At 38.7% G+C, this 24,906-nt stretch carries 17 protein-coding genes, 3 tRNA genes and 1 riboswitch; of the genes, 17 read left to right on the top strand and 3 right to left on the bottom strand.

What is annotated here, in order from left to right; genetic code table 11:
- Window positions 1–135: 135 nt before the first annotated feature.
- Entirely contained in the window at window positions 136–1,608 is a 1,473-nt protein-coding gene (locus LKF16_RS05530) for a helix-turn-helix domain-containing protein (RefSeq protein WP_291469439.1), read from the bottom strand.
- A gap of 148 nt (window positions 1,609–1,756) precedes the next feature.
- Window positions 1,757–1,929, top strand: a riboswitch (Lysine riboswitch).
- 88 nt (window positions 1,930–2,017) lie between these two features.
- On the opposite strand from LKF16_RS05530, the gene LKF16_RS05525 reads away from it, so the two are divergent.
- From LKF16_RS05525 to LKF16_RS05515, 3 genes are all read left to right on the top strand, one after another.
- Window positions 2,018–3,463, top strand: coding sequence for an amino acid permease (locus LKF16_RS05525; protein WP_291469437.1), 1,446 nt, complete (start codon window positions 2,018–2,020; stop codon window positions 3,461–3,463).
- 276 nt (window positions 3,464–3,739) lie between these two features.
- Window positions 3,740–5,029, top strand: coding sequence for a serine--tRNA ligase (gene serS / locus LKF16_RS05520; RefSeq protein WP_291469435.1), 1,290 nt, complete (start codon window positions 3,740–3,742; stop codon window positions 5,027–5,029).
- 59 nt (window positions 5,030–5,088) lie between these two features.
- A tRNA-Thr gene (locus LKF16_RS05515) sits at window positions 5,089–5,161 on the top strand.
- Window positions 5,162–5,306: 145 nt separating this feature from the next.
- Here the strand turns inward: LKF16_RS05515 and LKF16_RS05510 are convergent.
- Window positions 5,307–5,480 carry a hypothetical protein gene (locus LKF16_RS05510; RefSeq protein ID WP_291469433.1) on the bottom strand — a complete coding sequence of 58 codons (174 nt, stop codon included), beginning with the start codon at window positions 5,478–5,480 and terminating at the stop codon, window positions 5,307–5,309.
- 623 nt (window positions 5,481–6,103) lie between these two features.
- Between LKF16_RS05510 and LKF16_RS05505 the strand changes: the two genes are divergently transcribed.
- The 14 genes from LKF16_RS05505 to LKF16_RS05440 all read left to right on the top strand — a co-directional run bounded on the left by LKF16_RS05505 (window position 6,104) and on the right by LKF16_RS05440 (window position 23,972).
- The gene (locus LKF16_RS05505; protein WP_291469431.1) at window positions 6,104–7,462 is read left to right on the top strand and encodes an FAD-dependent oxidoreductase; all 1,359 of its coding nucleotides are present in this window, start codon (window positions 6,104–6,106) and stop codon (window positions 7,460–7,462) included.
- A gap of 221 nt (window positions 7,463–7,683) precedes the next feature.
- Window positions 7,684–10,221: a YfhO family protein gene (locus LKF16_RS05500; RefSeq protein WP_291469429.1), complete on the top strand. Its 2,538-nt coding sequence runs from the start codon at window positions 7,684–7,686 to the stop codon at window positions 10,219–10,221.
- Between the two features lie 202 nt (window positions 10,222–10,423).
- Entirely contained in the window at window positions 10,424–11,932 is a 1,509-nt protein-coding gene (glpK, locus tag LKF16_RS05495; RefSeq protein ID WP_291469427.1) for a glycerol kinase GlpK, read from the top strand.
- 17 nt (window positions 11,933–11,949) lie between these two features.
- Window positions 11,950–12,672 carry an MIP/aquaporin family protein gene (locus LKF16_RS05490; protein WP_291469425.1) on the top strand — a complete coding sequence of 241 codons (723 nt, stop codon included), beginning with the start codon at window positions 11,950–11,952 and terminating at the stop codon, window positions 12,670–12,672.
- A 66-nt stretch (window positions 12,673–12,738) separates the two neighbouring features.
- Entirely contained in the window at window positions 12,739–14,241 is a 1,503-nt protein-coding gene (gene glpK, locus LKF16_RS05485; protein ID WP_291469423.1) for a glycerol kinase GlpK, read from the top strand.
- Window positions 14,242–14,389: 148 nt separating this feature from the next.
- The gene (locus tag LKF16_RS05480) at window positions 14,390–15,862 is read left to right on the top strand and encodes a peptide MFS transporter (protein WP_291469422.1); all 1,473 of its coding nucleotides are present in this window, start codon (window positions 14,390–14,392) and stop codon (window positions 15,860–15,862) included.
- A 222-nt stretch (window positions 15,863–16,084) separates the two neighbouring features.
- Window positions 16,085–17,323 carry an ArgE/DapE family deacylase gene (locus tag LKF16_RS05475; RefSeq protein ID WP_291469420.1) on the top strand — a complete coding sequence of 413 codons (1,239 nt, stop codon included), beginning with the start codon at window positions 16,085–16,087 and terminating at the stop codon, window positions 17,321–17,323.
- A gap of 159 nt (window positions 17,324–17,482) precedes the next feature.
- Window positions 17,483–17,565 (top strand) — tRNA-Tyr (locus tag LKF16_RS05470).
- A gap of 5 nt (window positions 17,566–17,570) precedes the next feature.
- Window positions 17,571–17,642 (top strand) — tRNA-Gln (locus LKF16_RS05465).
- Window positions 17,643–17,747: 105 nt separating this feature from the next.
- Window positions 17,748–18,449: a GntR family transcriptional regulator gene (locus LKF16_RS05460; RefSeq protein ID WP_291470360.1), complete on the top strand. Its 702-nt coding sequence runs from the start codon at window positions 17,748–17,750 to the stop codon at window positions 18,447–18,449.
- An 80-nt stretch (window positions 18,450–18,529) separates the two neighbouring features.
- Window positions 18,530–19,924 (top strand): O-antigen ligase family protein, encoded by a 1,395-nt coding sequence (locus LKF16_RS05455; protein WP_291469418.1) that lies wholly within the window; start codon window positions 18,530–18,532, stop codon window positions 19,922–19,924.
- Between the two features lie 223 nt (window positions 19,925–20,147).
- Window positions 20,148–21,626 carry an SLAP domain-containing protein gene (locus LKF16_RS05450; protein WP_291469416.1) on the top strand — a complete coding sequence of 493 codons (1,479 nt, stop codon included), beginning with the start codon at window positions 20,148–20,150 and terminating at the stop codon, window positions 21,624–21,626.
- A 766-nt stretch (window positions 21,627–22,392) separates the two neighbouring features.
- On the top strand, window positions 22,393–23,070 hold the full coding sequence (locus tag LKF16_RS05445) for a helix-turn-helix domain-containing protein (RefSeq protein WP_291711171.1): 678 nt from the start codon (window positions 22,393–22,395) through the stop codon (window positions 23,068–23,070).
- The gene (locus LKF16_RS05440; RefSeq protein WP_291711173.1) at window positions 23,067–23,972 is read left to right on the top strand and encodes an IS3 family transposase; all 906 of its coding nucleotides are present in this window, start codon (window positions 23,067–23,069) and stop codon (window positions 23,970–23,972) included. The genes LKF16_RS05445 and LKF16_RS05440 overlap by 4 nt, the downstream gene beginning before the upstream one ends.
- A gap of 132 nt (window positions 23,973–24,104) precedes the next feature.
- On the opposite strand, the gene LKF16_RS05435 is transcribed toward LKF16_RS05440, so the two are convergent.
- Entirely contained in the window at window positions 24,105–24,833 is a 729-nt protein-coding gene (locus LKF16_RS05435) for a WecB/TagA/CpsF family glycosyltransferase (RefSeq protein ID WP_291469373.1), read from the bottom strand.
- Between the last annotated feature and the right edge of the window lie 73 nt (window positions 24,834–24,906).

Raw genomic sequence — 24,906 nt, 5'->3', positions numbered from 1 at the left:
TTTAGGATGCAATTTTTTGTGTATTTAGAATTTTTTAGATGGAATCGCCAAGGTTTGTTAGCAAAGCTAACAAAGCCTTGCCGTAAGGGAGACTACGCACTTTCTGTGCTAGTCTCCCTAAAAAAACAGACACTATTAAATTTCCAAGTGTCTGTCCTGATCTTTCTCTTTGTTATGTTTGAGCTTTGCTACATATATATTGTAGAGTCTGAGCAATAAGTAAATATAGTCGGTTCTCAGCGAATTCAAGTTCCATGGGATCACGATCAAGTCGTCTGGATATTTGTCTCTGCCTTCGTAGTCAGGGAAAACGTCTAGCGTAGTCATGAGTATGTCGACATTTTTGTAGGCACTGCTTGGCATGACCTTGATGTATTCCATGCTCTCTAACGTGTGCAATAAGTAGCCCTTTACTGGGTTACCGGCATCGGTCAAAAGCTTAACATGGAGAATGTCCTCGTCTCTTACGCCGCTGATTTGATTGATCATTCCCTTGTACAGGTCGTGAGCAATACTTTCAGTTGAATTTCTGATTGGACCAAATTTTTCTTCGTCAACGTTTGAGAAAAATTCATAAATACTGTCAAAAACCGATGAGACCGTTTCGTATTCAGAGGGATCTCTGGTATACGAACCTAATTTGATGTGAGCTTCATGTCCCATAATATAGTAGAAACAAATGTCGGACACTACGTCGCTCCGCAAGATGTCTGCCTCAGGGGAGTTTAAATCAATGTGGAAGTTATCCTTATATTTACGTTTCATGAATTTCAGGAACTTGTCCGTCAATTCGTTAAATTCAGGATCAACCAAATTTGATAAGTTGGGTGCGTCTGGTTCAATGAATTCCGTTGGAATAAAGAAGAAATCTTTAAAGGTATTGATGAATTTGTTTTCGTTGTCTAATTTATCCATTGGGATCAACGAATAATCTTCACGCGTGATCAATTCTTTACCTAAAATTTTTCCTTGGAAGACTTCATCGTAGCCGTCCATGTTGTTTAGGTAGTAATGTTTGATCAAACGAATTCTTGAAATACCTAATAAAATTTCTAATTGATACTTGGCAGCGGGATTATAAACTGGATTGTCATCACGTTCAACGATCTTTTGAATCGTATCTTGCTGAATCAGTTTAAAAGGCCACTCTAAACCATGGTACGTGTACCAATAGACAAAATAGGCTAAACAACGGATGTTTTTTTCGTCACCTTTAAGTTCTAATGTGGCGTTTGATATTTTTAAACCGAAGTTCTTCAATAACTTTCGAAAATTCGTCATTCTTCTATTTAACGTAGATTTGCTCGTAAAATGTGAATTACTGAAATTTTCAAAAGTCGGATTTGCATTAGTAAATCCATAATTGAAGGCTTGGAAAACGATGGAATTTTTGAATAAGAATAACCTGTAGTTATCGATGGAAATTCTATCAAAATTAATCGATTCGATTTTTGATGATTTTTGGTCTGCTCCAGGATCTAGATCAAAGATATCATCAAGCAAAGCTTGAAAAATATTATATGTTTTTTGATACGTAAATCCCAGCCCGTTCCCGATGGAGCTGAGATTGATCTCAGCTTTTGGGAGGGATTTGATTATAGTTAACATCTGATATTTCTCTACATCCTGTTTGCCTAGAAAAACCGTTTCGAGCATACACAATCACCCCCGGATGCGTTCTATATATAAAATTTATTGTAACATTTTATTACGGCCAGTACTTGCAGGTAAGCTAACTTTTCTTTATAATGTTTTACATGCAGATAGAGGCGCGTTAATTATCAGTAGTGTTCTGGAGCTCGTAGCAAGCTTTGAAGGAACATGAAAGGAATTGACGCCGAAATTACTTTGTCCCTACAGCAAAGTGATTGGGTCGTTACTCAATAGGTAACGGACTGTCGCACGTTGGTGCGTTGAGCTATTGATCATTTGGATAACAATTCAATCCTTATTATCAGTTGTTCTTTTTCTGATAGTAAGGTTTTTTTTGTATCCAAAGTAGAATAGGGGAAAGAAAATGGAAAATACAGATGTAAACCGGTCGCTGAAGACTCGCCATTTGTCCATGATTGCGCTTGGTGGCTCAATCGGAACTGGACTTTTTGTTGCTAGTGGTTCGTCGATCTCAACTGCCGGACCTGGTGGTGCCTTAATTGCCTACGTTGCAATTGGTATCATGGTTTATTTCTTAATGACCAGTTTAGGCGAAATGGCAACTTACATGCCCGTCACTGGTTCATTTGCTACATATGCAACAAAGTTCATTGATCCTGCCTTAGGATTTGCCTTAGGTTGGAACTATTGGTTCAACTGGGCGATCACGTTGGCGGTCGATCTTTCGACGATCTCGATCGTTATCAAGTATTGGTTCCCGACCTGGGATTCGTGGAAGATCAGTCTGACGTTCTTGGTAGTATTGTTCGTTATCAATATCGTCTCAGTTGGATCCTTTGGTGAAACTGAATATTGGTTAGCATCAATTAAAGTTACCGCGGTTATCGTATTCTTAATTGTGGGTATTCTTAGCATCTTGGGTGTTTTAGGAAATCAACACTTCGTTGGTTTGACTAACTTCACCTACAAGAAGGCACCTTTTGTTGGAGGCGTCCCCGCTATTCTGAGTGTATTCGTTGTCGCTGGATTCTCCTTCCAGGGTACTGAGTTGATCGGTATCACGGCAGGGGAGTCAGCTACTCCTGAAAAAAGTATTCCTAAGGCTATCAAACAAGTCTTCTGGAGAATTCTTTTGTTCTACATTCTATCAATTGCAGTTATTGGCGCTTTGATTCCTTATACAAGTCCTAACTTGCTTGGTTCTGGAGCTACAGATATTGCCATCAGTCCCTTCACAATAGTTTTTAATAAAGTGGGTATTCCACTTGCCGCCGGAATTATGAATGCAGTTATTTTGACATCAGTCGTATCAGCTGCTAATTCTGGCTTATATGCTGCCAGCCGGATGCTCTGGTCAATGAGTAAACAAAATATGGCTCCTAAGGCTTTTGAAAGAACTAATGGTCACGGAGTTCCTTTGTTCTCACTGATCTTAACAGCGGTTGTTGGTGCAATTGCATTGTTCACTAGTTTATATGGCAATCAATTTTACCAATTGCTAGTGGCTGCGAGTGGTCTGACCGGATTCATCGCCTGGTTGGGGATCGCCTTTTCACATTATCGCTTTAGAAGAGCGTATAATGTCCACGGCTACAGCTTGGACGATTTAAAATATAAAGCTAAGTGGTTCCCACTAGGTCCAATCCTGGCTATCGTTTTAGGAATTGTTATCATCATTGGACAAGATGTCCGTTCATTGGTTGATTTTAACGTTGTGAAATTGTTAGTCAGTTATTCAGGATTAATCCTGCTTTTCTTATGTTGGATCTATTATAAGGTCAGACATAAAACTAAATTTATTAAGCTTGAAGATATCGATCTAGAAGCTGCTAAAAGACATAAATACTAATTATTGAAAATTAGGTCAATTTAAACTAATATATAGATAAATACAGATGAGCTAATAAGGTACCTACTGATGAATTTTTCAGAGAAACGGTGGTTGGTGCGAACCGTTAAAATTCTTATTCCAGTATCTTGGCTAACGGGCAATGCCGTTCGGTTGGATTCGATAAAATCCCTCAAGAGCAGTGTACAACTGTACGCTGAAACTGGGTGGTACCGCGAATGACCGATTCGTCCCTTTTTGGGACGTGTCGGTCTTTTTTTATGAAGGAGGAAAAATATGTTAGACATCAAATTGATCAGAAATAAACCAGATTGGGCTAAGAAAAAGTTAGCCGGTCGTGGCATTAAGCCTGAAGAAATCGACGAATTGTTGCAATACGATAAAGATCGTCGTGAATATCTAGTAAAGACTGAAACTCTCAAAGAAAAGAGAAACACTGTTTCTCAACAAATTTCTCAAAAGAAGCGTAATAAAGAAAACGCTGATCAAGAAATTGCTGATATGCAACAAGTTGGTACCGACATTAAAGATTTAGATGCTAAACTTCAAGAAATTGAAGATAAGATGAATTACATCTTAGTTCGTTTACCAAACTGGCCAGATGATTCTGTTCCTGTTGGCCCTGACGAAAGTTACAACGTTGAAGACCGCAAGTGGGGTACTATTCCTACAGAAGGTTTCAAACCAAGACATCACTGGGATATCGGTGAAGAATTAGGCATCCTTGATTTTGACCAAGCTGCCAAAGTTTCTGGTAGCCGTTTCGTCTACTACATCGGTATGGGTGCACGTCTGGAACGTGCCGTTTATAACTTCATGCTCGATGAACACCAAAAAGATGGCTATACAGAAGTTATACCACCATATTTGGTAAATAACGAGGCTATGTTTGGAACTAGTCAATTCCCTAAGTTTACCAAGGATGTTTATACAGTTATGGTCGATGAAAATCCATTGACATTGATCCCAACAGCTGAAGTTCCTTTGACGAACTACTTTGCTGGAAAGATCTTGAACGAAGAAGACCTTCCTAAGTACGTAACTGCTTTGACACCTTGCTTCCGTTCAGAAGCTGGTAGTGCAGGTCGTGATACTCGTGGACTTATCAGAATGCACCAATTCAACAAGGTTGAAATGGTCAAAGTATGTAAGCCAGAAAACTCATTTGATGAGTTAGAGAAGTTAACCGCAAACGCAGAAAACATCTTGCAAAAATTAAACTTGGCATACCACGTAATTACATTATCAAGTGGCGACGCAAGTTTTTCATCAACTAAGACTTACGACCTTGAAGTTTGGCTTCCAGCTCAAGATAAGTATCGTGAAGTATCAAGTTGTTCAAACTGTCTAGACTTCCAAGCACGTCGTGCCCACATCCGTTATCGTGACGAAAACGGCAAAGCTCAATTCGTTCACACACTTAATGGATCAGGTTTGGCTGTTGGTCGTGTGGTCGCTGCTATTTTGGAAAACTACCAAAATGAAGATGGTTCAGTTACAATTCCTGACGTCTTAGTACCATACATGAATGGCGTTACTAAAATTACTAAAGAGAATGCAATCTAGCTTGAATAAATCTCTCTAGATTGATAGAATTTAATAGTTCCGTTTGGAACTATTAATATGCCAGTTTAGCTCAGTTGGTAGAGCATCGGTATCGTAAACCGGCGGTCACAGGTTCAAATCCTGCAACTGGCAGATATAGAAGTCACCTTAGGGTGGCTTTTTTTTGTTGCCGATTTTTTCAAATGTAACTGAACGGGACTTTAATGGATCCGTTTATTTTCCAAAAAAACCAAAAATGAGTTCACAGCATAAGTGGGAACTCATTTTTTACAGAATTTTAGTGTTTGGCTAATTTATGTTTGCAGTGGCCATGGTGACAGTGATGACACTTGTGATCATGGTGCTTATCTTCAATTTTTAATAATTTTGCCAACAGTTTAATTTGAAATACGAACCCCACAACGGTAAACATCAATTGTAAAACCAGCAGCAACTTCAGTTGTTTCTTCATCACATACACCTCGCATCTTTAATTACCTATATACTAATATATTTTTAATGTAAACGCCATCATATTTGAAAGGTTTTTGAATAAATCCGGACAAATCAGCGCAAAAAAAAATAAGCTTGCCCGAGGAAAGCAAACTCATTTTTTACTGAGATGATGTCATACAATAATCGAACTCGTCAAAGTGATAAGGTAGCGGATTTTGAAGAGCCATAGCTTGTCAAAAAGAGGGATTTTATATTATGTTCGTTCTGTTTCATAAGCCCAATGATATCAAACACAACGATATATTTTTTAGATAGAATTTATAGGAATGATACTGGTTGATCGATTATTGGTTGAGGGGGAGACACCATCCCGTAAAGTGGTAAAGAGGATGGATACCACATTAGATTTTTTAGGTTAAATAATGGGGGGGAGTCTTCAAAATGTTCATTCCGTAATTCCTTATCACAAACATAGTATAGGACCAGATTATGCAAACTTTTATTCAATTTTGATAAGAAATTTTATATAAAAGTAATGTATAATATTATATTCCAATAATGTATTGAAAACGTTTAATTTTTGGTATATTATGCTATATATAATAATTAAACATTTCACAAAGAATAGAAGGTAGCATTATGAAAGTAAGTATTATTGGTTGTACCCACGCAGGAACATTCACTGCAATGAACATTTTAAAAGAGCATCCTGATTGGGAAGTTGACGTATTTGAACGCAACGACAACTTGTCATTCTTATCTTGTGGTATTGCGCTTTGGGTGAGTGATAGAGTATCTGATCCTAACAAGATGTTTTACGCTAGCCCTGACGATTTGGCTAAGTCAGGTGCCACAATGTATATGAAGCATGATGTTACAAATATTGATTTTGACAACAAGACCTTGACTGCTAAAAATCTTGAAACTGGTGAAAGTTTTTCACAATCTTACGATAAATTAGTTTTGACTACAGGTTCAGCACCTATTATTCCAAATATTCCTGGAATACATTCTGATCGAGTACATTTGTGCAAAAATTGGAATAATGCCAACGAATTACGTCAAAATTCTGACAAAATTAAGAGTGCTATCGTTATCGGTGCCGGCTATATCGGTGCAGAATTAGCTGAAGGATACGCTCACTTAGGTAAGAAGACTACTTTGATCGATGCCTTGCCTGATGTTTTGGCAAAGAACTTTGATTTGAACATGTCAAAAGTTGCTGAAAAAGATTACTTAGATAATGGTGTAACTTTAGGTTTAGGCGAAAAGGTTGAATCATTCATAGACAACGATGATGGTACAGTCACTGTTAAAACTGATAAGAACTCATACACAGCTGATATTGCGGTTGCCTGCATTGGTTTCCGTCCTAACACTGACATGTACAAAGACCATTTCAAGACTTTACCAAATGGTGCTTTGATCGTTGATGAATACATGCACACAAGTATGCCAGATGTATTCTCAGCTGGAGATGCTGCATCAGTTCACTACAATCCAACTAATGACGATCAATACATTCCGTTAGCAACTAATGCGGTACGTCAAGGAATTTTAGTAGCAAAAAATATCGAAAAGAATACAATGAAATATATGGGAACACAGTCAAGTTCAGCGGTTGAACTATTCGGCAGATCATACGCCGCTAGTGGTTTAACAGCCGGACATGCTAAAGTGTTAGGTAAGAAGGTTGAGTCAGTTACTCTAGAAGATAACTATCGTCCAGAGTTCATGCTTACAACAACACCAGTTTTAATGAACCTAGTTTGGGATCCTGAGACTAGAGTCGTTTTAGGTGGAGCTTTGACAAGTATGTACGACATTGCTCAATCAGCTAATTTATTATCAGTCGCAATTCAAAAGAAAATGACAATTGACGAATTATCAATGGTAGATTTCTTGTTCCAACCTAACTTTGATAAGCCAGTCAATTACGTAAGTGCCTTGGCAGGGGCAGCTGTTGAGAAAGCTGACTCAAAGGTAGCAGCAGATTAGTTCTGTGCATTGAGTAGCGAAGATTTTCGCCAACCACCAAGACAGAAATTCTCAACAGCAGCATGAGTACTCAAAAGCCAGTTAGACCGAAACAGAAGTCTAACTGGCTTTTTCTTTGCAAATAATTAAAAATGTTCGTCACTGTTTTTTTGTTTATGGAGAATTTTATTAAATCTGGTTTACAATGATATTACATAAGTTGTTTCGGAGGAATAATATTAATGCGCAAAAATCGCTGGCTATACTATCTCGGGGCGTTCGTCATCAATTTAGCCATCATTTCATTGATCTTTTGGAGTTCAGGACTAGTACCATTTGGGGATAATAACTTCTTGAGCAGTGATCTGGGGACTCAATACATCGATTTTTTGACGGAATTACGACGCCAATTAGTCAACAATAATCTTCATCTATATTTATTCAGTCAATCATTAGGTGATAATTTCTTTCCTATAATTAGTTATTATTTGTTATCGCCATTTAATATCTTGTTAGTTTTATTTAAGAGCAACACCGTACCAGTGGCTGCTGATATTTTGATCATGCTCAAGATTTCAGCTATGGGTGTCACTATGGCACTGTTCTTAAGTAAATACTTTAAAAAAATCGCACCTACCAATTATATTTTTACCATCGCTTATAGTTTTTGCGGATTCGTTGCATCGTATTTTTACGACCTGATGTGGCTCGATGCTTTGATCATGTTGCCGCTAGTTGCCATTGGAATCATCAAGCTGATCGATGAGAACAAGATCTGGCCATATTATTTGTCGCTATTATTCGCAATCATTTTTAATTACTACCTTGGATACATGCTCTGCTTTTTCTCGATTGCTTTCTTTATTTATCTTTGGATGGACCGTCAACTATTCAAGTCGGAAAATCGACTACGAATTTTTATCAATTATGCGATCACCTCGCTATTAGCGGGTCTGAGTTCGGCGGTAGTGTTGCTGCCAACCTTTGCCGGCATGCTCAATACTGGAAAAAGTTCATTTGACGTTACCAACTATTTGCCATCGTTTAGATTCGGTTTTGAAGCCTTCACTCAACTAGGGGTCGGCGGAAATACCTTTGTTCAAAGACTGCATCATGGACCATCAGTCTTCATGACTTCGATTGTCTTGATACTTTTGCTGAGCTATTTTTTCAGTGCCAAGATCTTGCAAAAAGACAAGAACAATTCAGCTACGTTGATTGGGATTTTATTAGTCAGCATGATGGTCACGACCTTTAATACCATCTGGCACATGTTCCAAAATCCGGCTGGATTCCCATTCAGAAATAGTTTTATCTTCACTTTCGTCTGTATCTTCATTGCCTACAAGGCGTTTGACGAAGGCGTATTTAGGGACCGAACTGCGCTGATCAAAGCAACTTCAACGGCCGGTATTTTGATTTGCATTGGCTATACGACGCTGTGGTTGATTCCAAAATTGATTGAGGAAATGAACTTTGAAACGCCTGATAATACTACTAACGGCTATTATTTTTGGATCTCGATCACATGTATTATTATTTCTGGATTGTTGCTTTATCTATTCGGAAAAAATCGTAAATATCAATTCTTGCTGATATTAATGGTAGCTTTTGAAGTTGGTGCCAACTTTAATTCAGTTATGGCAACAGCCGATTTTGGTAGTCAAAAGATTTATAGCAAGCAATACAACGCTGAGGCAACTGCCTTGTCCAATGCTAAAAAAATCAGCGACTATGGACATCGGATAATCGTCTCTAAGTCAGGTATCAATGCTGCCTTTCCAGAACAGTACAATAATTACAACGATCCAATGCTTTTTGACATCAATGGGTTGAGTCTCTATAGCTCGACTTTGAATCAACAAACGATGATGACCTTAAACGATTTGGGATATTTCAGTAAAAACGTTCGTCGAATCAGTAGTTCTGGCGGGACCGAGTTGACCAACGCCTTATTCGGGATCAACTACAACATTCGCCAAGAGGGCAAGAAGTATCACATCATCGATAACTACGATGCTCCAACGATGGCATTCTTAGTCAGTCCGGATATTTATAACTTCCAAATGGAACCTTTAAAGGCTTTGGACAATCAAAATCGTCTGTGGCAATCGCTGACTGGAACTAACACCGAATTTTTAAAGAATGCTCAGATCAATTCGATGAATCAGACAAAGCACAAAAAGAAAAAGACTTACAATTACAACTTAACTACGACTGCTGATGGCGTCTTATATTTCTATGTTTCGCCGATCGATTATAATCATTCGAAAATCTACGTTAATGGTAAAAAAATCAGCACCTCGCAGGTTATGGTCGAAAATCAAGCAGTCATGGAATTAGGCAAATTTGCTGAAGGAAAATCCATTAAAGTGAAAATTTCCACGACAACTCCATTGGGGATGAATCCTGAATATTTCAGAACCCTTGATGCAGAGCCGTTTTTACAATCGAAAAAAGTTTTCAAACAAAATTCTCTGAAAATTACATCTGATCTTAAACACGACAACCTCAAAGGGACTGTAGATGCAGCCTCTGATAGTCCATTGTTCATCAGTGTTCCTTACGACAAGGGCTGGCAAGCCTATGACAACGGCAAAAAGGTCAAGATAAACAAAGTCGTTGGTAACTTAATGGCGATCGATTTGAAATCTGGACATCACCGAATTGAACTGAAATACGTGGTCCCAGGACTGAAAATAGGCTGGATTGTCTCGCTGATTTCGGTCATATTGTTTGTAATTTTCCAAGTTTATGTAAAGTTTCGTGAAAAAAGTTAAGGAATTTTAACGTTACTGCTTTCACAAACTCAAAAAATATCAATCGGTAACACTTGTGATTCCCTAGGTTTAGCTGATTTTGTGAATAGCTAACAATTGTTGTTTTGTGAAAATAACAAAAATTGTATTTACAAAATAGTTTCCTTGCTGTAATCTTATATTTGAAAAAGCGCTTACATAAAATTGGATTGAGGTGTACGGAATGACAGAAAAGTATATTATGTCGATTGATGAAGGTACTACTAGTACTCGAGCAATCATTTTTGACAAGAAAGGGCATAAAATAGCTGATGCTCAACGTGAATTCACGCAGCATTTTCCAGAACCAGGTTGGGTTGAACACGATGCCAATGAAATTTGGAACGCGGTTCAATCAACAATTGCGAATGTTTTCATTGAATCAGGTATCAAACCTGATCAAATCGCTGGTATCGGTATTACTAACCAACGTGAAACTACCGTGGTTTGGGATAAGGTAACTGGTCTTCCTATTTACAACGCGATTGTTTGGCAATCACGTCAAACTAGCGACATTGCTAACAAACTGAAGGCTGGCGGATACGAAGATATGATCCATGAAAAGACCGGATTATTGATCGATCCATATTTCTCAGCTACTAAGATTCGTTGGATCCTTGACCATGTCGATGGAGCTCAAGAGCGTGCTGAAAAAGGCGAATTGCTCTTTGGAACAATTGACACATGGCTACTTTGGAAGCTAACTGGTGGCGCAGTTCACGTAACTGACTACTCTAATGCCAGTCGTACGATGCTATTTAATATCAAAGATCTCAAATGGGATGACGATATTCTGAAACTTTTGAATATTCCAAAGGAAATGCTTCCTGAGGCACGTCCAAATTCAGAAGTTTACGGAAAGACTAAGGATTACCACTTCTATGGTTCAGAAGTACCTGTTTCAGGTATGGTTGGTGACCAACAAGCTGCATTGTTTGGTCAAATGGCGTTCGAACCAGGTATGGTCAAGAATACATACGGTACTGGTGCTTTCATCGTTATGAATACTGGTGAAAAGCCTCAATTATCAGAAAATAATCTTTTAACAACTATCGGATACGGAATCAATGGCAAAGTTCATTATGCCATTGAAGGTTCAATTTTCGTTGCTGGTTCAGCAATCCAATGGTTACGTGATGCTATGAAGTTAGTTGACTCAGCTCCAGACTCAGAAGCAGCAGCTTTATCATCTAAGAATGATGATGAAGTTTATGTTGTACCTGCATTTACTGGTTTAGGTGCTCCTTATTGGGATTCTGATGCTCGTGGTGCTGTCTTTGGACTAACTCGTGGTACAACTCGTGAAGATTTCATCAAAGCAACGCTTCAATCATTGGCATATCAATCACGTGACGTTATCGAAACTATGCACAAAGATACCGGCATTGATATTCCAACATTGAAAGTCGACGGTGGTGCCGCTAAGAACAAATATCTACTACAATTCCAAGCAGACATCTTAGACACTCCAGTTCAACGTGCTAAAGATCTTGAAACTACCGCATTGGGTGCAGCATTCTTAGCTGGACTCGCCGTTGGATATTGGAAAGATATCGATGAGATCAAGAAGGATTACACCGAAGGTGACATTACTGAACCACATATGGATAAGAAACGTTCAGATTATCTATACGAAGGTTGGAAAGAAGCTGTGGCTGCCACAAGAACGTTCAAACATAAAGCAGCTAAATAATTGGGGGTATACATATCATGCACGATAGTTTGATGTTACAACTTTTAGGGGAATTCATTGGTACTGCTGTTCTGATCATCCTTGGTGATGGCGTCGTAGCAGCTGTCAGTTTGAAAAAATCAAAGGCTTACGGTGCCGGCTGGGTTGCAATTGCCCTTGGCTGGGGTCTTGCAATCACGATTGCCGTATACTGTGCAGCATTCTTAAGTCCTGCACATCTTAATCCTGCTGTTTCATTAGGTATGGCCATTGCAGGTAAGTTCTCATGGTCATACGTTATTCCTTATAGTATTGCTCAGATTCTTGGTGGTGTCCTTGGTGGTATCATCGTTTGGGCATTCTACTATGACCACTTTAAAGAGACAACTGATAATCAAGAAGCTGTCTTGAGTGTCTTTGCTACAGTTCCTGCAATCAGAAAATATTGGATGAACTGCCTATCAGAATTTATTGGTACTGCTGTTTTGATGTTTGCACTTCTCGCATTTACAAGAGGTAACTTTACAGAAGGTCTAAATCCTATCGCTGTTGGTATTTTGATCACAGCAATCGGTTTCTCACTTGGTGGGACAACAGGTTACGCTATCAACCCAGCCAGAGATTTGGGACCAAGAATTGCTCACCAAATCATGCCTGTTCCTAACAAGGGAACTTCAGACTGGGCATATAGTTGGGTTCCTATCGTTGGACCTATGCTAGGTGGAGCTGTTGGTGCAGCCTTATATACTTTGATACCATAAATTTTAATTATAAAAATTAGAAAGGGTGGCAACGCCTTTTCTTTTTATTTTCAGGAGTGTTAAATAATGGAGAAGAAATACATTTTAGCAATCGATGAGGGTACTACTACTGCCAGAGCAATTATTTTTGATCACAGTGGTAGAAAGATTGTTACTGCACGTCATCACATCCGTCAGATTTATCCTAACCCAGGTTGGGTCGAACATGACGCAAATGAAATTTGGAACGCTGTGCAATCTTCAATTGCGACTGCATTTATTGAATCTGGAGTTAAACCAGATGAAATTGAAACGATCGGTATAGCCAGTCAGCGTGAAACGACTGTTGTTTGGGATAAGACAACTGGCTTGCCTATTTATAACGCAATCGTTTGGCAATCACGTCAAACAGCTACAATGGCTAACAAGTTGATCGACGAAGGCCATAAGGATGAAATTCATAAAAAAACTGGTCTAATTATTAGTCCATATTTTTCAGCTACTAAGATTCGCTGGATCTTGGACCACGTTGACGGAGCTCAAGAGCGTGCCGAAAACGGCGAATTATTATTCGGAACTATCAATACTTGGCTTCTCTGGAAGTTAACTGGTGGAGAAAGCTTCTTAACTGATTATGCAAATGCCAGTCGTACGATGTTGTTCAACATCAATACTTTGGACTGGGATGACGACCTACTCAAGTTGTTGAATATCCCACGTAAAATGTTGCCAGAAGTTCGCTCAAATGCTGAAAACTTTGGTTCAACTAAGAACTATCACTTCTATGGTTCAAAGGTTCCAATCACTGGGATGACAGGTTCACAACAAGCTTCATTGTTCGGTCAAATGGCCTTTGATAAAGGTAATGTTAAAAATACTTATGGTACCGGTGCTTTCGCCGTTATGAATACCGGTGAAGAACCCGCCTTATCAGATAACAACTTGTTGACAACAATTGCTTATGGCGTAAATGGAAAAGTTAACTATGCCCTTGAAGGTTCTATTTTCGTTGCCGGTGCAGCTTTGCAATGGTTACGTGACGGACTCAGAATGATCAAGGAAACTCCTGATTCAGAAACTTCAGCAAAACGTTCAACCGACTTAGATGAAGTTTACGTTGTTCCAGCTTTTTCAGGATTAGGTGCCCCTTATTGGGACGATGAGGCCCGTGGTACTGTCTTTGGACTTACACGTGGATCAAATCAAGACGACTTTGTTAAAGCTACTTTGCAATCAATTGCTTATCAAACTAAAGATGTCATCGAAACAATGAGCTCTGACTCAGACATTCCGATCGATGTTCTAAAAGTCGATGGTGGGGCTTCTGCCAACGATTATTTGATGCAATTTCAATCAGATATCTTAAACATTCCGCTTGAACGTTCAGCCGAACTTGAAACAACTTCGTTAGGTGTTGCTTTCTTAGCTGGTATCGGTGCAGGCGTTTGGAAAGATATTGACGAGATCAAACAAAACTATCACGCTGGTCAAGAATTTGAACCTAAGATGGATTCAAAGACTCGCGATAATTTGTATTCTGGCTGGAAGGATGCTGTTGCTGCTACAATGGCATTTAAGCACACAAAATAATTTATATATAAGAATCCTGATTAGAGGATTCTTATTTTTTTTCGTTGGTATATATAGCTTTATAGCGTTATAATTAAAATTGCTTTGACATTAGTATTGTGAGAGTTTAATATTAATTCATCGTTGTGATAAGTTAGGAGAATTATAAATGGATGCGAAAAAAGACCGAGGTTTCTTGGGACAACCTTTAGGTTTAAGAACATTATTTCTAACTGAATTCTGGGAAAGATTCAGTTACTATGGTATGCGTGCCATCCTCATTTTCTACATGTATATGGCTGTAGAAAAAGGCGGATTAGGTATGAACCAAACTACCGCCGCATCAATCATGGCTATCTATGGTGCCATGGTTTATATGACAGGTGTTGTTGGTGGTTATATTTCAGATAGAATTTTAGGACCTAGAAGAACTGTCTTCTGGGGTGGTGTCTTGATCATGTTCGGACACATCGTTCTATCACTACCAATCGGAATGGGCGGATTATTCGGCTCGATCGTCTTGATCACATTAGGTACTGGACTTTTGAAACCTAATGTTTCTGATATGGTTGGTTCACTTTATTCTGAACAAGATCCACGTCGTGATTCTGGATTCAGTATTTACGTTATGGGTATCAACTTAGGTTCACTATTTGCTCCTGCCGCTGTTCAATGGGCAGCGGCCCAATATAACTACCACGTCGGTTTTTCACTAGCCGCTATTGGTATGTTTATTGGTTTGGTAGTTTATTACATTGATGGTAGAAAATATCTACCTGAATCAGGAATGCATGCTCCAGATCCAATTTCTGCAGCAGAACGTTCTAAAGCTATTTCTCGTGTAGTGTATGGTTTGATTGCAGTTGCTGTGATCATACTAGTTATGTTCTTTACACACACACTTAACATTGGTAACGTCATCAACATTATTAGTGCTTTAGGTATTATTTTGCCAATCATTTATTTCGTTGTAATGTTATCAAGTAAGAAAGTAACTAAGATCGAAAGATCTCGTGTTATTGCTTATATTCCATTGTTCATCGCTGCCGTTGTTTTCTGGGCAATTGAAGAACAAGGTTCAGTTATTATGGCATTATTAGCAGCTGAACAAACTCAATTACATATTGGTGGATGGAACTTGCAAGCTGGATACTTCCAGATGCTTAACCCATTCTTCATCATTATCTATACACCGTTCTTTGCATGGTTATGGATTAAATTGGGTAAGAGACAACCATCATCGCCAACTAAGTTTTGGTTAGGTCTTGTCTTTACAGCTGCATCATACTTCTTATTGGTTCTACCTCTAATGAGTGTTGGAACAGGTAAAATCAGCCCTTGGTGGTTAGTTGGTCAATGGGCCTTGATCGAAGTAGGTGAGATGTTAGTTTCGCCGGTCGGCCTATCAGCCACAACTAAACTAGCTCCAAAGGCATTCTCGTCACAAATGATGAGTATGTGGTTCCTAGCTGATTCAGCTGGACAATCAATTAACGCTCAGGTCGTTAAGTTCTTTAAACCAGGCGACCCAGCAAACGAAATGATGTTCTTTGGCGTTACAGCCATTGTCGTCTTAGTAGTCGGAATCATCTTGGCCTTCTTAGTACCTAAGATCAAGCCATTGATGAAGGGTGTTAACTAACATTTAAATAAAATTAATTACAGAAGATATTCTTTGAGCAAATTAGCTTGAAGGATATCTTCTTTTTTGCAATTTATAAATCACATATGATAAAAATTTTTATACCAAATAATCACCAATTTGTGAACTAATTAACTATAATGGAGGTGTATTGACGATTTTGACCAACCAGACAGGCCAGACTTGGTCATAATAAAAATAGAAACGATGGAGGGACTATTTATGGCTGTTTTTAATGATGAACAAAAGCTAGATATTTTAAAGGACCTTATTTCGATCAACTCGGTCAACGACAATGAAAAAGAAGTCGCTACCTATATTCAAGATTTATTTGCAAAACACGATATTAAAGCTGAATTGACTAATGTTAATGGCAATCGTGCCAATTTGGTTGCTGAAATTGGACATGGAAAACCAGTCTTGGGATTGACCGGACATATGGATGTTGTTGATCCGGGTAATTTAGATGACTGGAATTCAGACCCATTTAAACTCACAGAAAAAGACGGCAAGTTATATGGTCGTGGAGTCAGCGATATGAAATCTGGGTTGGCTGCAATGGTGATCACTATGATCGAATTGCATCAGCAAGGTTTACCAAAGCAAGGAACGATTCGTTTGATGGCAACCTTAGGAGAAGAAGTCGGTGAAGAAGGTTCGGCATTCATGCAAAAAGATGGCTACATGGATGATGTCGATGGTTTGATCATCGGTGAACCAACCGGATTTAACGAGTCATATGCCCAAAAGGGTTCAATGGACATTAAATTTACTTCTAAAGGTAAGACCAGCCACAGTTCCATGCCAGAGCTTGGATTCAATGCTATTGATCCACTAATGAATTTGTTGAACGAAGCTACTGACAAGTTTAGAAATGATCCTCGTCCACACGATTCCATGGGTCCACTAGTATTCAATACGACAACGATCAAAGGTGGAACGCAAGTTAACTCCATTCCTGACTCTGCTGAAGCCGAAGTAAATGTTAGAACTATTCCTGAATATCAAAATGATGAAGTTGTAAAGGTATTAAATGAGCTAGTCGACAAGTACAACAAACAAGGTGCTCATATCGCTATGGAAATGGTCATGGATGAAGGACCTGTTGACGGCGACAAGGATAACTTATTGATTCAGCTAACTACTGAGTTGTTGCACAAATACACTAAGGGTGAAGTTGTCTATTTGAAGGAATTATTCGCTGATATCAATTCAACGATGCAGAAGTATCAAAATGGCGACATCATGATTGTCGTCAGTCCTGGTATCACAGACGCATCCAACTTGATCAAGGGTAAATCTGCCAAGGTGCCATTTATCGTCGCAGGACCCGGTAATTTGACCTCTCATCAAGTAAATGAGGAGTTAAGCAAACAAATGTATTATGATTACATTGAAATGTATCAAAAGCTGACAATCCAATTTTTGGAAAAAGTCGACGTTGACGATACGATTGCTTAACCTCATTTAATAGGTATAAAGATAAAAATATTCGATAACTGATCACGGAAATGTCCAATTGCAGAGATGCTTTTGGACATTTTTTTAATTTTTATATTATAGCCCTTGAAATTTCTCTGAATCTCCGGTAATATATTTTAAGTCGAAAGATAAGACTTTGGAGGGGTAGCGAAGTCTGGCTAAACGCGGCGGACTGTAAATCCGCTCCTTCGGGTTCGGTGGTTCGAATCCACTCCCCTCCATTCATTGGGTTATAGCCAAGCGGTAAGGCAACAGGTTTTGATCCTGTCATGCGCTGGTTCGAATCCAGCTAACCCAATCACAGAAGGACCGATTTTTATCGGTCCTTTTTTTTCTAAATTTGTAAAAGTACTGTATAATTTAGGTACAGTTTATCCTGTAAATCATGAGGGGGAGGATAATGATGAAAGTCCCTGTTTATATTCAAATTCATAATCGAATCAAGAAAGAAATTGAAGAAGGCAAGTGGGCTGTCGGCGCCCGGATTCCCTCAGAAAGAAAGCTTGCTGACGAATTTGACGTAAGTAGAATGACTTTAAGACAAGCCATCCAAACCTTAGTTGATGAAGGGATTTTACAGCGTCAAGTTGGTTCTGGTACTTATGTTGCCAGTAGCAAAGTCCAAGAGAAAATGTCTGGGACGACTAGCTTTACAGAGATAACCGAAAGCCAAGGTAAGCATCCATCTAGCAAGACTGTGTCTTACCATGTGGCTGATCCATCCTTAAGCGAAATGGAAAAATTGAAGTTGCACGAAGGAGACGAAGTTCTTCGAATGGAACGTATCCGTTACGCAGATAATCAACCTATCTGTTTTGAAGTCGCTACGATTCCTAGCAGCATTGTTGAAAATCTTGATAAGCAAGATATTACATCATCGCTTTATAATGCTCTAGAAGAGAAGGCCGGCTTGAAATTAGGCAAGGCCAGCCAAACCGTTTCTGCAATGTTAGCTTCAGAACGAATTGCAACTTTATTGAATGTTAAGCGCGGTTCTGCTATTTTAAGACTACGTCAGGTAACTACGTTAGATGACGGATTGCCATTTGAGTATGTTCGTTCTCAATACGTCGGCGAACGTTTTGAATTTTATCTTGAAAGATAAGATATTTATGTAGATATAGGTCATATATGAGTTAATATATACTTAACTGTCCATTCAAACTTTTTTATTGGGAGTATTATATGCAAAGTTTTATTAAAAAATACAGCATTTTCTTAATGCTGTATATTGTTTTTCAACCGGTATTAGATGCCATTACTGGGGTAATGGCTAAAGAACATATGAGCGTGACATTTGGGGTTTTCGTAAGATTGCTCGTCATGGCTGTAACAGTTGTCTTTTTGATCATGTACTTGTTGTTGAACCGTAACACTAAAAAAGGATTTATGATCATTGGCTACTTCGTTATCTTAGCTTTAGTAGCTGCAATAAGTATGTTCGTCAACTACAAACAAAAGGTACTATTTGTTCCAAGTCTAGAATTAACTACTCTAGCAAAAAGTATGTATTATCCAATTATGCTATTTGCTTACTTCTTTGCTTTTGAAGAACTTCATCGTGATGGTATTTTAAACAAATACTTCCCGAAAGTGGTATTTTATGCAGTCAACATCATTTCGGTCGTAATGATCATTGCACACTTCACTCATTCCAGTTTCAGTTCATATTCTTACTATAACTTAGGTGAGAGTGGCTGGTTCTATGCTGCTAATGAGCTAAGTGCTATCGTTTCGATCTCGTTTCCTATTTTGGTCTGGTATGCTACAGACAAACTTTCAAACGCTAAGAGATGGTATTACTGGATCTCAGTTGTCTTAGCTGTTTATTCAGCTCTATTGATTGGTACCAAGGGTGCATTTATTGCAATCATCTTCGGTACTGTTATGGGACTATTGGCAGCCTTAGTTCAACGTATTCAAAGAAAAGGTAATCCCAAACACTTAAATGGGATGATCGTTCTGATGATTGCAACGTTAATTGGAATCGGTGTGGCTTATCCAATGATGGCTGTTGCCAAGACTCAAAACTTGCATGAAGAAATGATCAAGTATAAGAAGGAACGTGCTAAGACTAAAAAGGGCCTTAACAAAGACCAAGAGAAGTATGTCCAAACTAACAAGTATGTTTCATATATCTTCAGTGGTCGGACAATTTACTTCGAGAATGCATCGCATAACTTTGCTAAAGCTACTCCTGCACAAAAGATATTTGGAATGGGGTACGCAACTAGTTTCAAGAAAGTTAAGCATGCCAAGTTAGTTGAAATGGATTACGTCGATATCTTGTTCCAATTCGGATTCTTAGGTGCAATCATTTACATGTTGCCTCTGATCTATAGTTTCATCTACTTGTTGATCCTATTCTTCAGACGTTTCGGTTCAATGTGGTCATTCAAGTGGGCAATGTTAGTTGCCAGTGTCCTATTAGGATTTGGTATGGCATTGCTAACAGGTCACGTTATCGAAGCACCGTCAGTAAGTATTTACTTCGTAACTTCATTGGCATTTGCAATGTACAATGCAAAATTATTCGTTAAAAATAAAAAAGATCCCGTCGAGTTAGACGTGATCGAATAGCATCAAGACCCATCTTTCAAACCGAAAGATGGGTCTTTTTTTACTTTTTGTAAATTTTTTTTACAAATATTGGGTATCCGCTTTCACTGATATATCAATATTTATAGCGTGTATATAAGATTTATCTTATTGTTATAATAAATAAATGTATTGATATTCGCTTTTTCGCATGGTACATTATTTTCGTAAACAAAAACAAAAAACAACTATCGGAGGACACGACATGAAAAAATCTATCAAATACGCCGGATTTGCTGCCGCAACCCTAGTAGCTGTTGCACCAGTTGCTGCACCTATTTTAAACTCTACCTCAGCAGTTCCGACTGCAGCCAATACTGCCAAGGCAACTTATAGCAAAGCAACTCAGGAAGATGCATACAATACTTTTGATGCAACTTTCAAGAATTACAATAATGCAACACAAGCAGATTTCATTTATGGATCAGCATTCGCATTATTGAACACTAACAACCGATACACCTATTCAGGTGAATTACTAAATGGGATCTTAAGACCATTGCATCCGCAATACCAATCAGTGATCAACGACCTAGACGTAACCGCATTGCTTAACTCGATCGTTTACGTAGTAGTTCCAGCTGAAGGAACATCTTCAGAATGGAAGAACCAAATGGTCGCAGCTGGTCAGTACGGAGGATCAGTAAATTATCGAATCGTTGGATTACCAATGCAAACGGTTAAAGACCATGCACTTTGGTCAAACCAACAATTGGTTAAATACTTTGAGCCAGTTGAATTGAATGGTAAACCATTAGATAAGACAGTTTATGCAAAAACACAAACAACTATCCAACAAGTTCATGCAATGAACATTAATTTCGAAACACCAGTTGAAGGATACGTTGGACAATCAAAGACTGATTTTGGTACTACAGGCCAATATCCAATCACAATCAAAGATAATCTTGGAAACGACGTTACGCCACAAGATGTTACATCAACTTTTTACAATGGATTGGATTTAGCAACAATCATCAACCAATCAACACTTCCAAAAGCTGGTAAAGTTGTTCAGAAGATGACAATCAAGTTCAATCGTAATGAATACAACGCTTTATTCAACGACTTAGACCAAATCACAATCAATGGCGAAGGATATAGTGGTGGACTGTTGAGCAAGGTTTGGGACAAGATTGGAAACACATTAACATTGACACGTGAAATTGACGTAGGTCTTGATAACTACACAAATTCTGAAATCAACGGTGTGGTAACAACTCCAATCACTAATGGAAGCGACCCAAGCAACGTCACAGCACTTTATGACCAAAAGGGCAATAAGGTTAACGGACGTGCGCTAGCTCAGGGAACAGACTGGTTCACAGACACGAAACGTGTTAACAACAATACCGGTGAAGTATTCTACCGTGTATCAACAAATGAATGGGTAAAAGCTTCAGAAGTTAAATACGCTGACAAAGACACATCAGGCGGCGGAGATGAGAATACTGGCTTAACAGACATTACTGACTTGCCAAGTGGCTCAACCGTAAGTTTAGCTGGACCAGCAGGATTCGTATACTCGCTATACGGTAAAGACGGCTCATCAGCTACACGAGGCCTAGCAGGCGACTCTTCTTGGGCAACTGACCAACAAGCAAAAGATGCAAACGGCAATATCTACTATCGCGTATCTACTAACGAGTGGATCATGCAAGGAAGCGGGGTAACATTAAACTAACAACAATTCATCCTCAAAATGAATAATCCAATTCTTAGATAATACTCAAAACAATTTTCATAGTGGTAGAGAGTCCTTCAGATAGAGAGGGACTCTTTTTTTGTGCGGTATGCGGGCCGACTCCGGACGGAAATTGATTGCCTTTCGTCTGGAACGTAGGGGAGACACTTTGAGCTATTTTCACAAACCGAAAACATCTCAAAGCTGCCTCTTGTCCTAAGCTGGCGTCGTCGCCAGCTAACGACAACTTCCCTACTGAGCCGGGCATCAATTTCCGTCCTCCGTCTAAACAGAGTTAAGTCAAACTCTCTAAATATGTTTGAAATAAGGAATGCAACTTATACTTGCAATAAATTAAAGTTAGTCAATCAACTCGAGGTATTCGAATTCTTCTGATTTTGATTTTTGGAGGAGCAACCGCGACTCCACTAACACAAAGAAGCAATTAAACAATTTAGAGTTAGACGATACATTAAAGTGAACAGACAAGTTCCCAGTAATTGCTAACACTGCCGACATTCCTTTTTTTAAAAGGGGAAAAGAAGATTTTGAACTAACTCTGTTTAGACTTCGGGGTGGTGGTGCGCTCGGCCTCAGTAGTGATATTCTACTTGCAATGCGAAGCAGTGCTTAGTAGAAGGTGCAGCTTGAAGATTGGCGCGGTCTTTGCGGTAAGCTCCAAGTGGGCCCACTACGTTCTGCGATAATCCCTTTATGGTTGACATTTGAAATGGAATAATTTCATGCATAATCATGGAGGATTATTATGGGCAGACAATATACTTACGAACAGAAGATTAATTTAATTGAAGAGTTCAAACAATCTAATCTTCCAAAACAAACCTTTGCGAAATCGAAAAATATACCATGTACAACGTTTAGAGGATGGTATTGGGTTTATACGGAATATGGAGCGGAAGGCTTGAAAAAGCAGAAAACCCCTAATCATTACAGTGCGGAAACTAAGATCAGTGCTGTAAAGGCATATAGAAATGGTGAAGGAACTTTACATGAAGTAACAAGTAAATATGGTATTAAGGACACAAAGCAGCTTAGATACTGGCTAATACAGTATAATGATGACAAGAAACTGACAGATTCACCTGTTGGAAGGAAGGTCATCCACGTGTCAAAGAAAACAACGTTAGAAGAAAGAATTCAAGTGGTTGAGTACGTTACCCTACAAGATCATTCTTACGCTGCAGCCTCAGAACATTTTCAAGTATCTTACCAACAAGTACGCATGTGGGTAATGAAAGCTGAACATATTGGATATTCTGCTTTGGCAGACGAACGCGGTCATAAGAAAACCAGAGATCACGTTGAATTGACAGAATTAGATAAATTAAAATTAGAGAATCGTCAACTCAAAGCTGAACTTGAAAAACATAAAGCAATTGAAGCCTTTGAAAAAAAATTCAACGAAATCCAGCGTGGGGAGTGAACAAACAAAACAGACAAGCTTATCAGGCAATAATTGAGGTTTGTCAAAATCATCATGGATGGAAGTCCATTTTATTAGAGTATATGGGCGTAAGCAGACAGGCCTTTAATAAATTTGTTAAACGTAAAGAAAGTCCATGGGAAAAAAGAAATGAATTACTAAAGAAAAAAGTCCTTGAGATTTACAACTTTCATACCCAAACAATTGGTGCAGGTAAAATCCTTCTCAATCTTAGAATGGAAGGATCATTGGAGTTTGGTGTTACGCTCAAACAAATCAAGCGAGTTATGAGAGAACTAAATATTCGCTGTAAATCATGTACAAAGAAAAAGGATCGTCAAGACGATGAAGATAGATACATTAAAGATAATGTGCTAAATCAAAATTTTGATGCCAAAGCTCCAAATGAAATTTGGTTATCTGATTCAACTCAATTAGAATTCGGAATCGAACAGAGACAAAAGATACAGCTAAGTGGTGTATTGGATCTTTATGGTAGACATTTGATTGGATTCAATTTAACCCCATCTGAGACCGCAGAAGCTGAAACAGAAATGTTTGAAAATGTGTTCGACAAAATGGGTGATGTACATCCTCTTGTTCATACTGATCGGGGATCAGCCTATGTCTCAAATAAGTTCAATAAGCTTTTATCGCAACATCAAGTTACTAGAAGTATGTCCAGACCAGGAACACCTTTTGACAACGCTCCAATGGAACACTGGTGGAGAGAATTTAAAAATCGATGGATGGACCGTTTTCCAACTCCTACAACTTTTGAAGAATTGAAAAGATTGGTAGAAGCAGGAATAAATTATTTTAATAATAATGATCGATCAGAAACAAGAAATGGCCTTACTCCAGCAGAATACTGGAATAAAGCCATTAGTTTGAGTTTATAATTTTATAAAAATCAAATGTCAACTTGACAGGTACCAATACATTCCAGAGCCGAAAGAGCGGAACCACCCCGAAGTCGGCCCGCATACCGCAAATAAAAAAAGCCAAGTCCTCTACGGACTCAGCTCTATTGGTTAATTATTATTCTTTGATTCCTTCTTAATTAAATGCAAATACTTCGGGATGGCGAGCATTCTACCGAATCTGGTTGGCTCCTTCACCAAACGATAGAACCACTCGAGACTTAGCTTTTGCACCACCTTTGGTGCTCGCTTCTTAGTTCCCGAAAAGACGTCGAAACTACCGCCGACACCAATCCATACCGCCGTGCAACGGTCGCGATACTTATTGATAAAGTATTCTTGCTTAGGTGAACCTAAAGCAACTAAAATGATGTCTGGTTGCTTTTCAGCAATTTCGGTTGCGATTATTCCGTCATCTTTGAAATAGCCGTCGTGGTAGCCGACTAGATCGATATTAGGGAATTCTTTTTTTATTCTGGCCGCACTGGCGTTGATAACTTCTGGCTTGGCGCCGACCATGTATAATTTCAAATGCTTTTGATTTGCTTGATTGATCAAGAACATCAATGTGTCGAATCCGGTGATACGTTCGTGCATCGGTGTTCCGAGCATTCTAGCACCCTTGATAATACCGATTCCATCAGGTATGACGTAATCAGCATTGTTCACGATGTTTGAAAAACGGGTATTATCGCGAGCCGATAGGACAATTTCGGGATTTGGGGTCACGATAAATTTATTAGCATGATTATCTAAATCAGTACTAACTAACTTGTGAAATTGATCTTGTGTAAAATTATCGAATTCTGTTCCCAGAATATTTATTCTATTTTTGTGCATACATATCTCCTCTGCAATCCATTATACACGAACCAAACGACAGCTTAGGCAAGAAAAAGTTTTTCACAAAAAA

Source organism: Companilactobacillus sp. (assembly GCF_022484265.1).
Classification (GTDB): domain Bacteria; phylum Bacillota; class Bacilli; order Lactobacillales; family Lactobacillaceae; genus Companilactobacillus.
The sequence above is the reverse complement of the archived record's forward strand: the minus strand, read 5'-3'. Positions and strand labels throughout refer to the sequence as shown.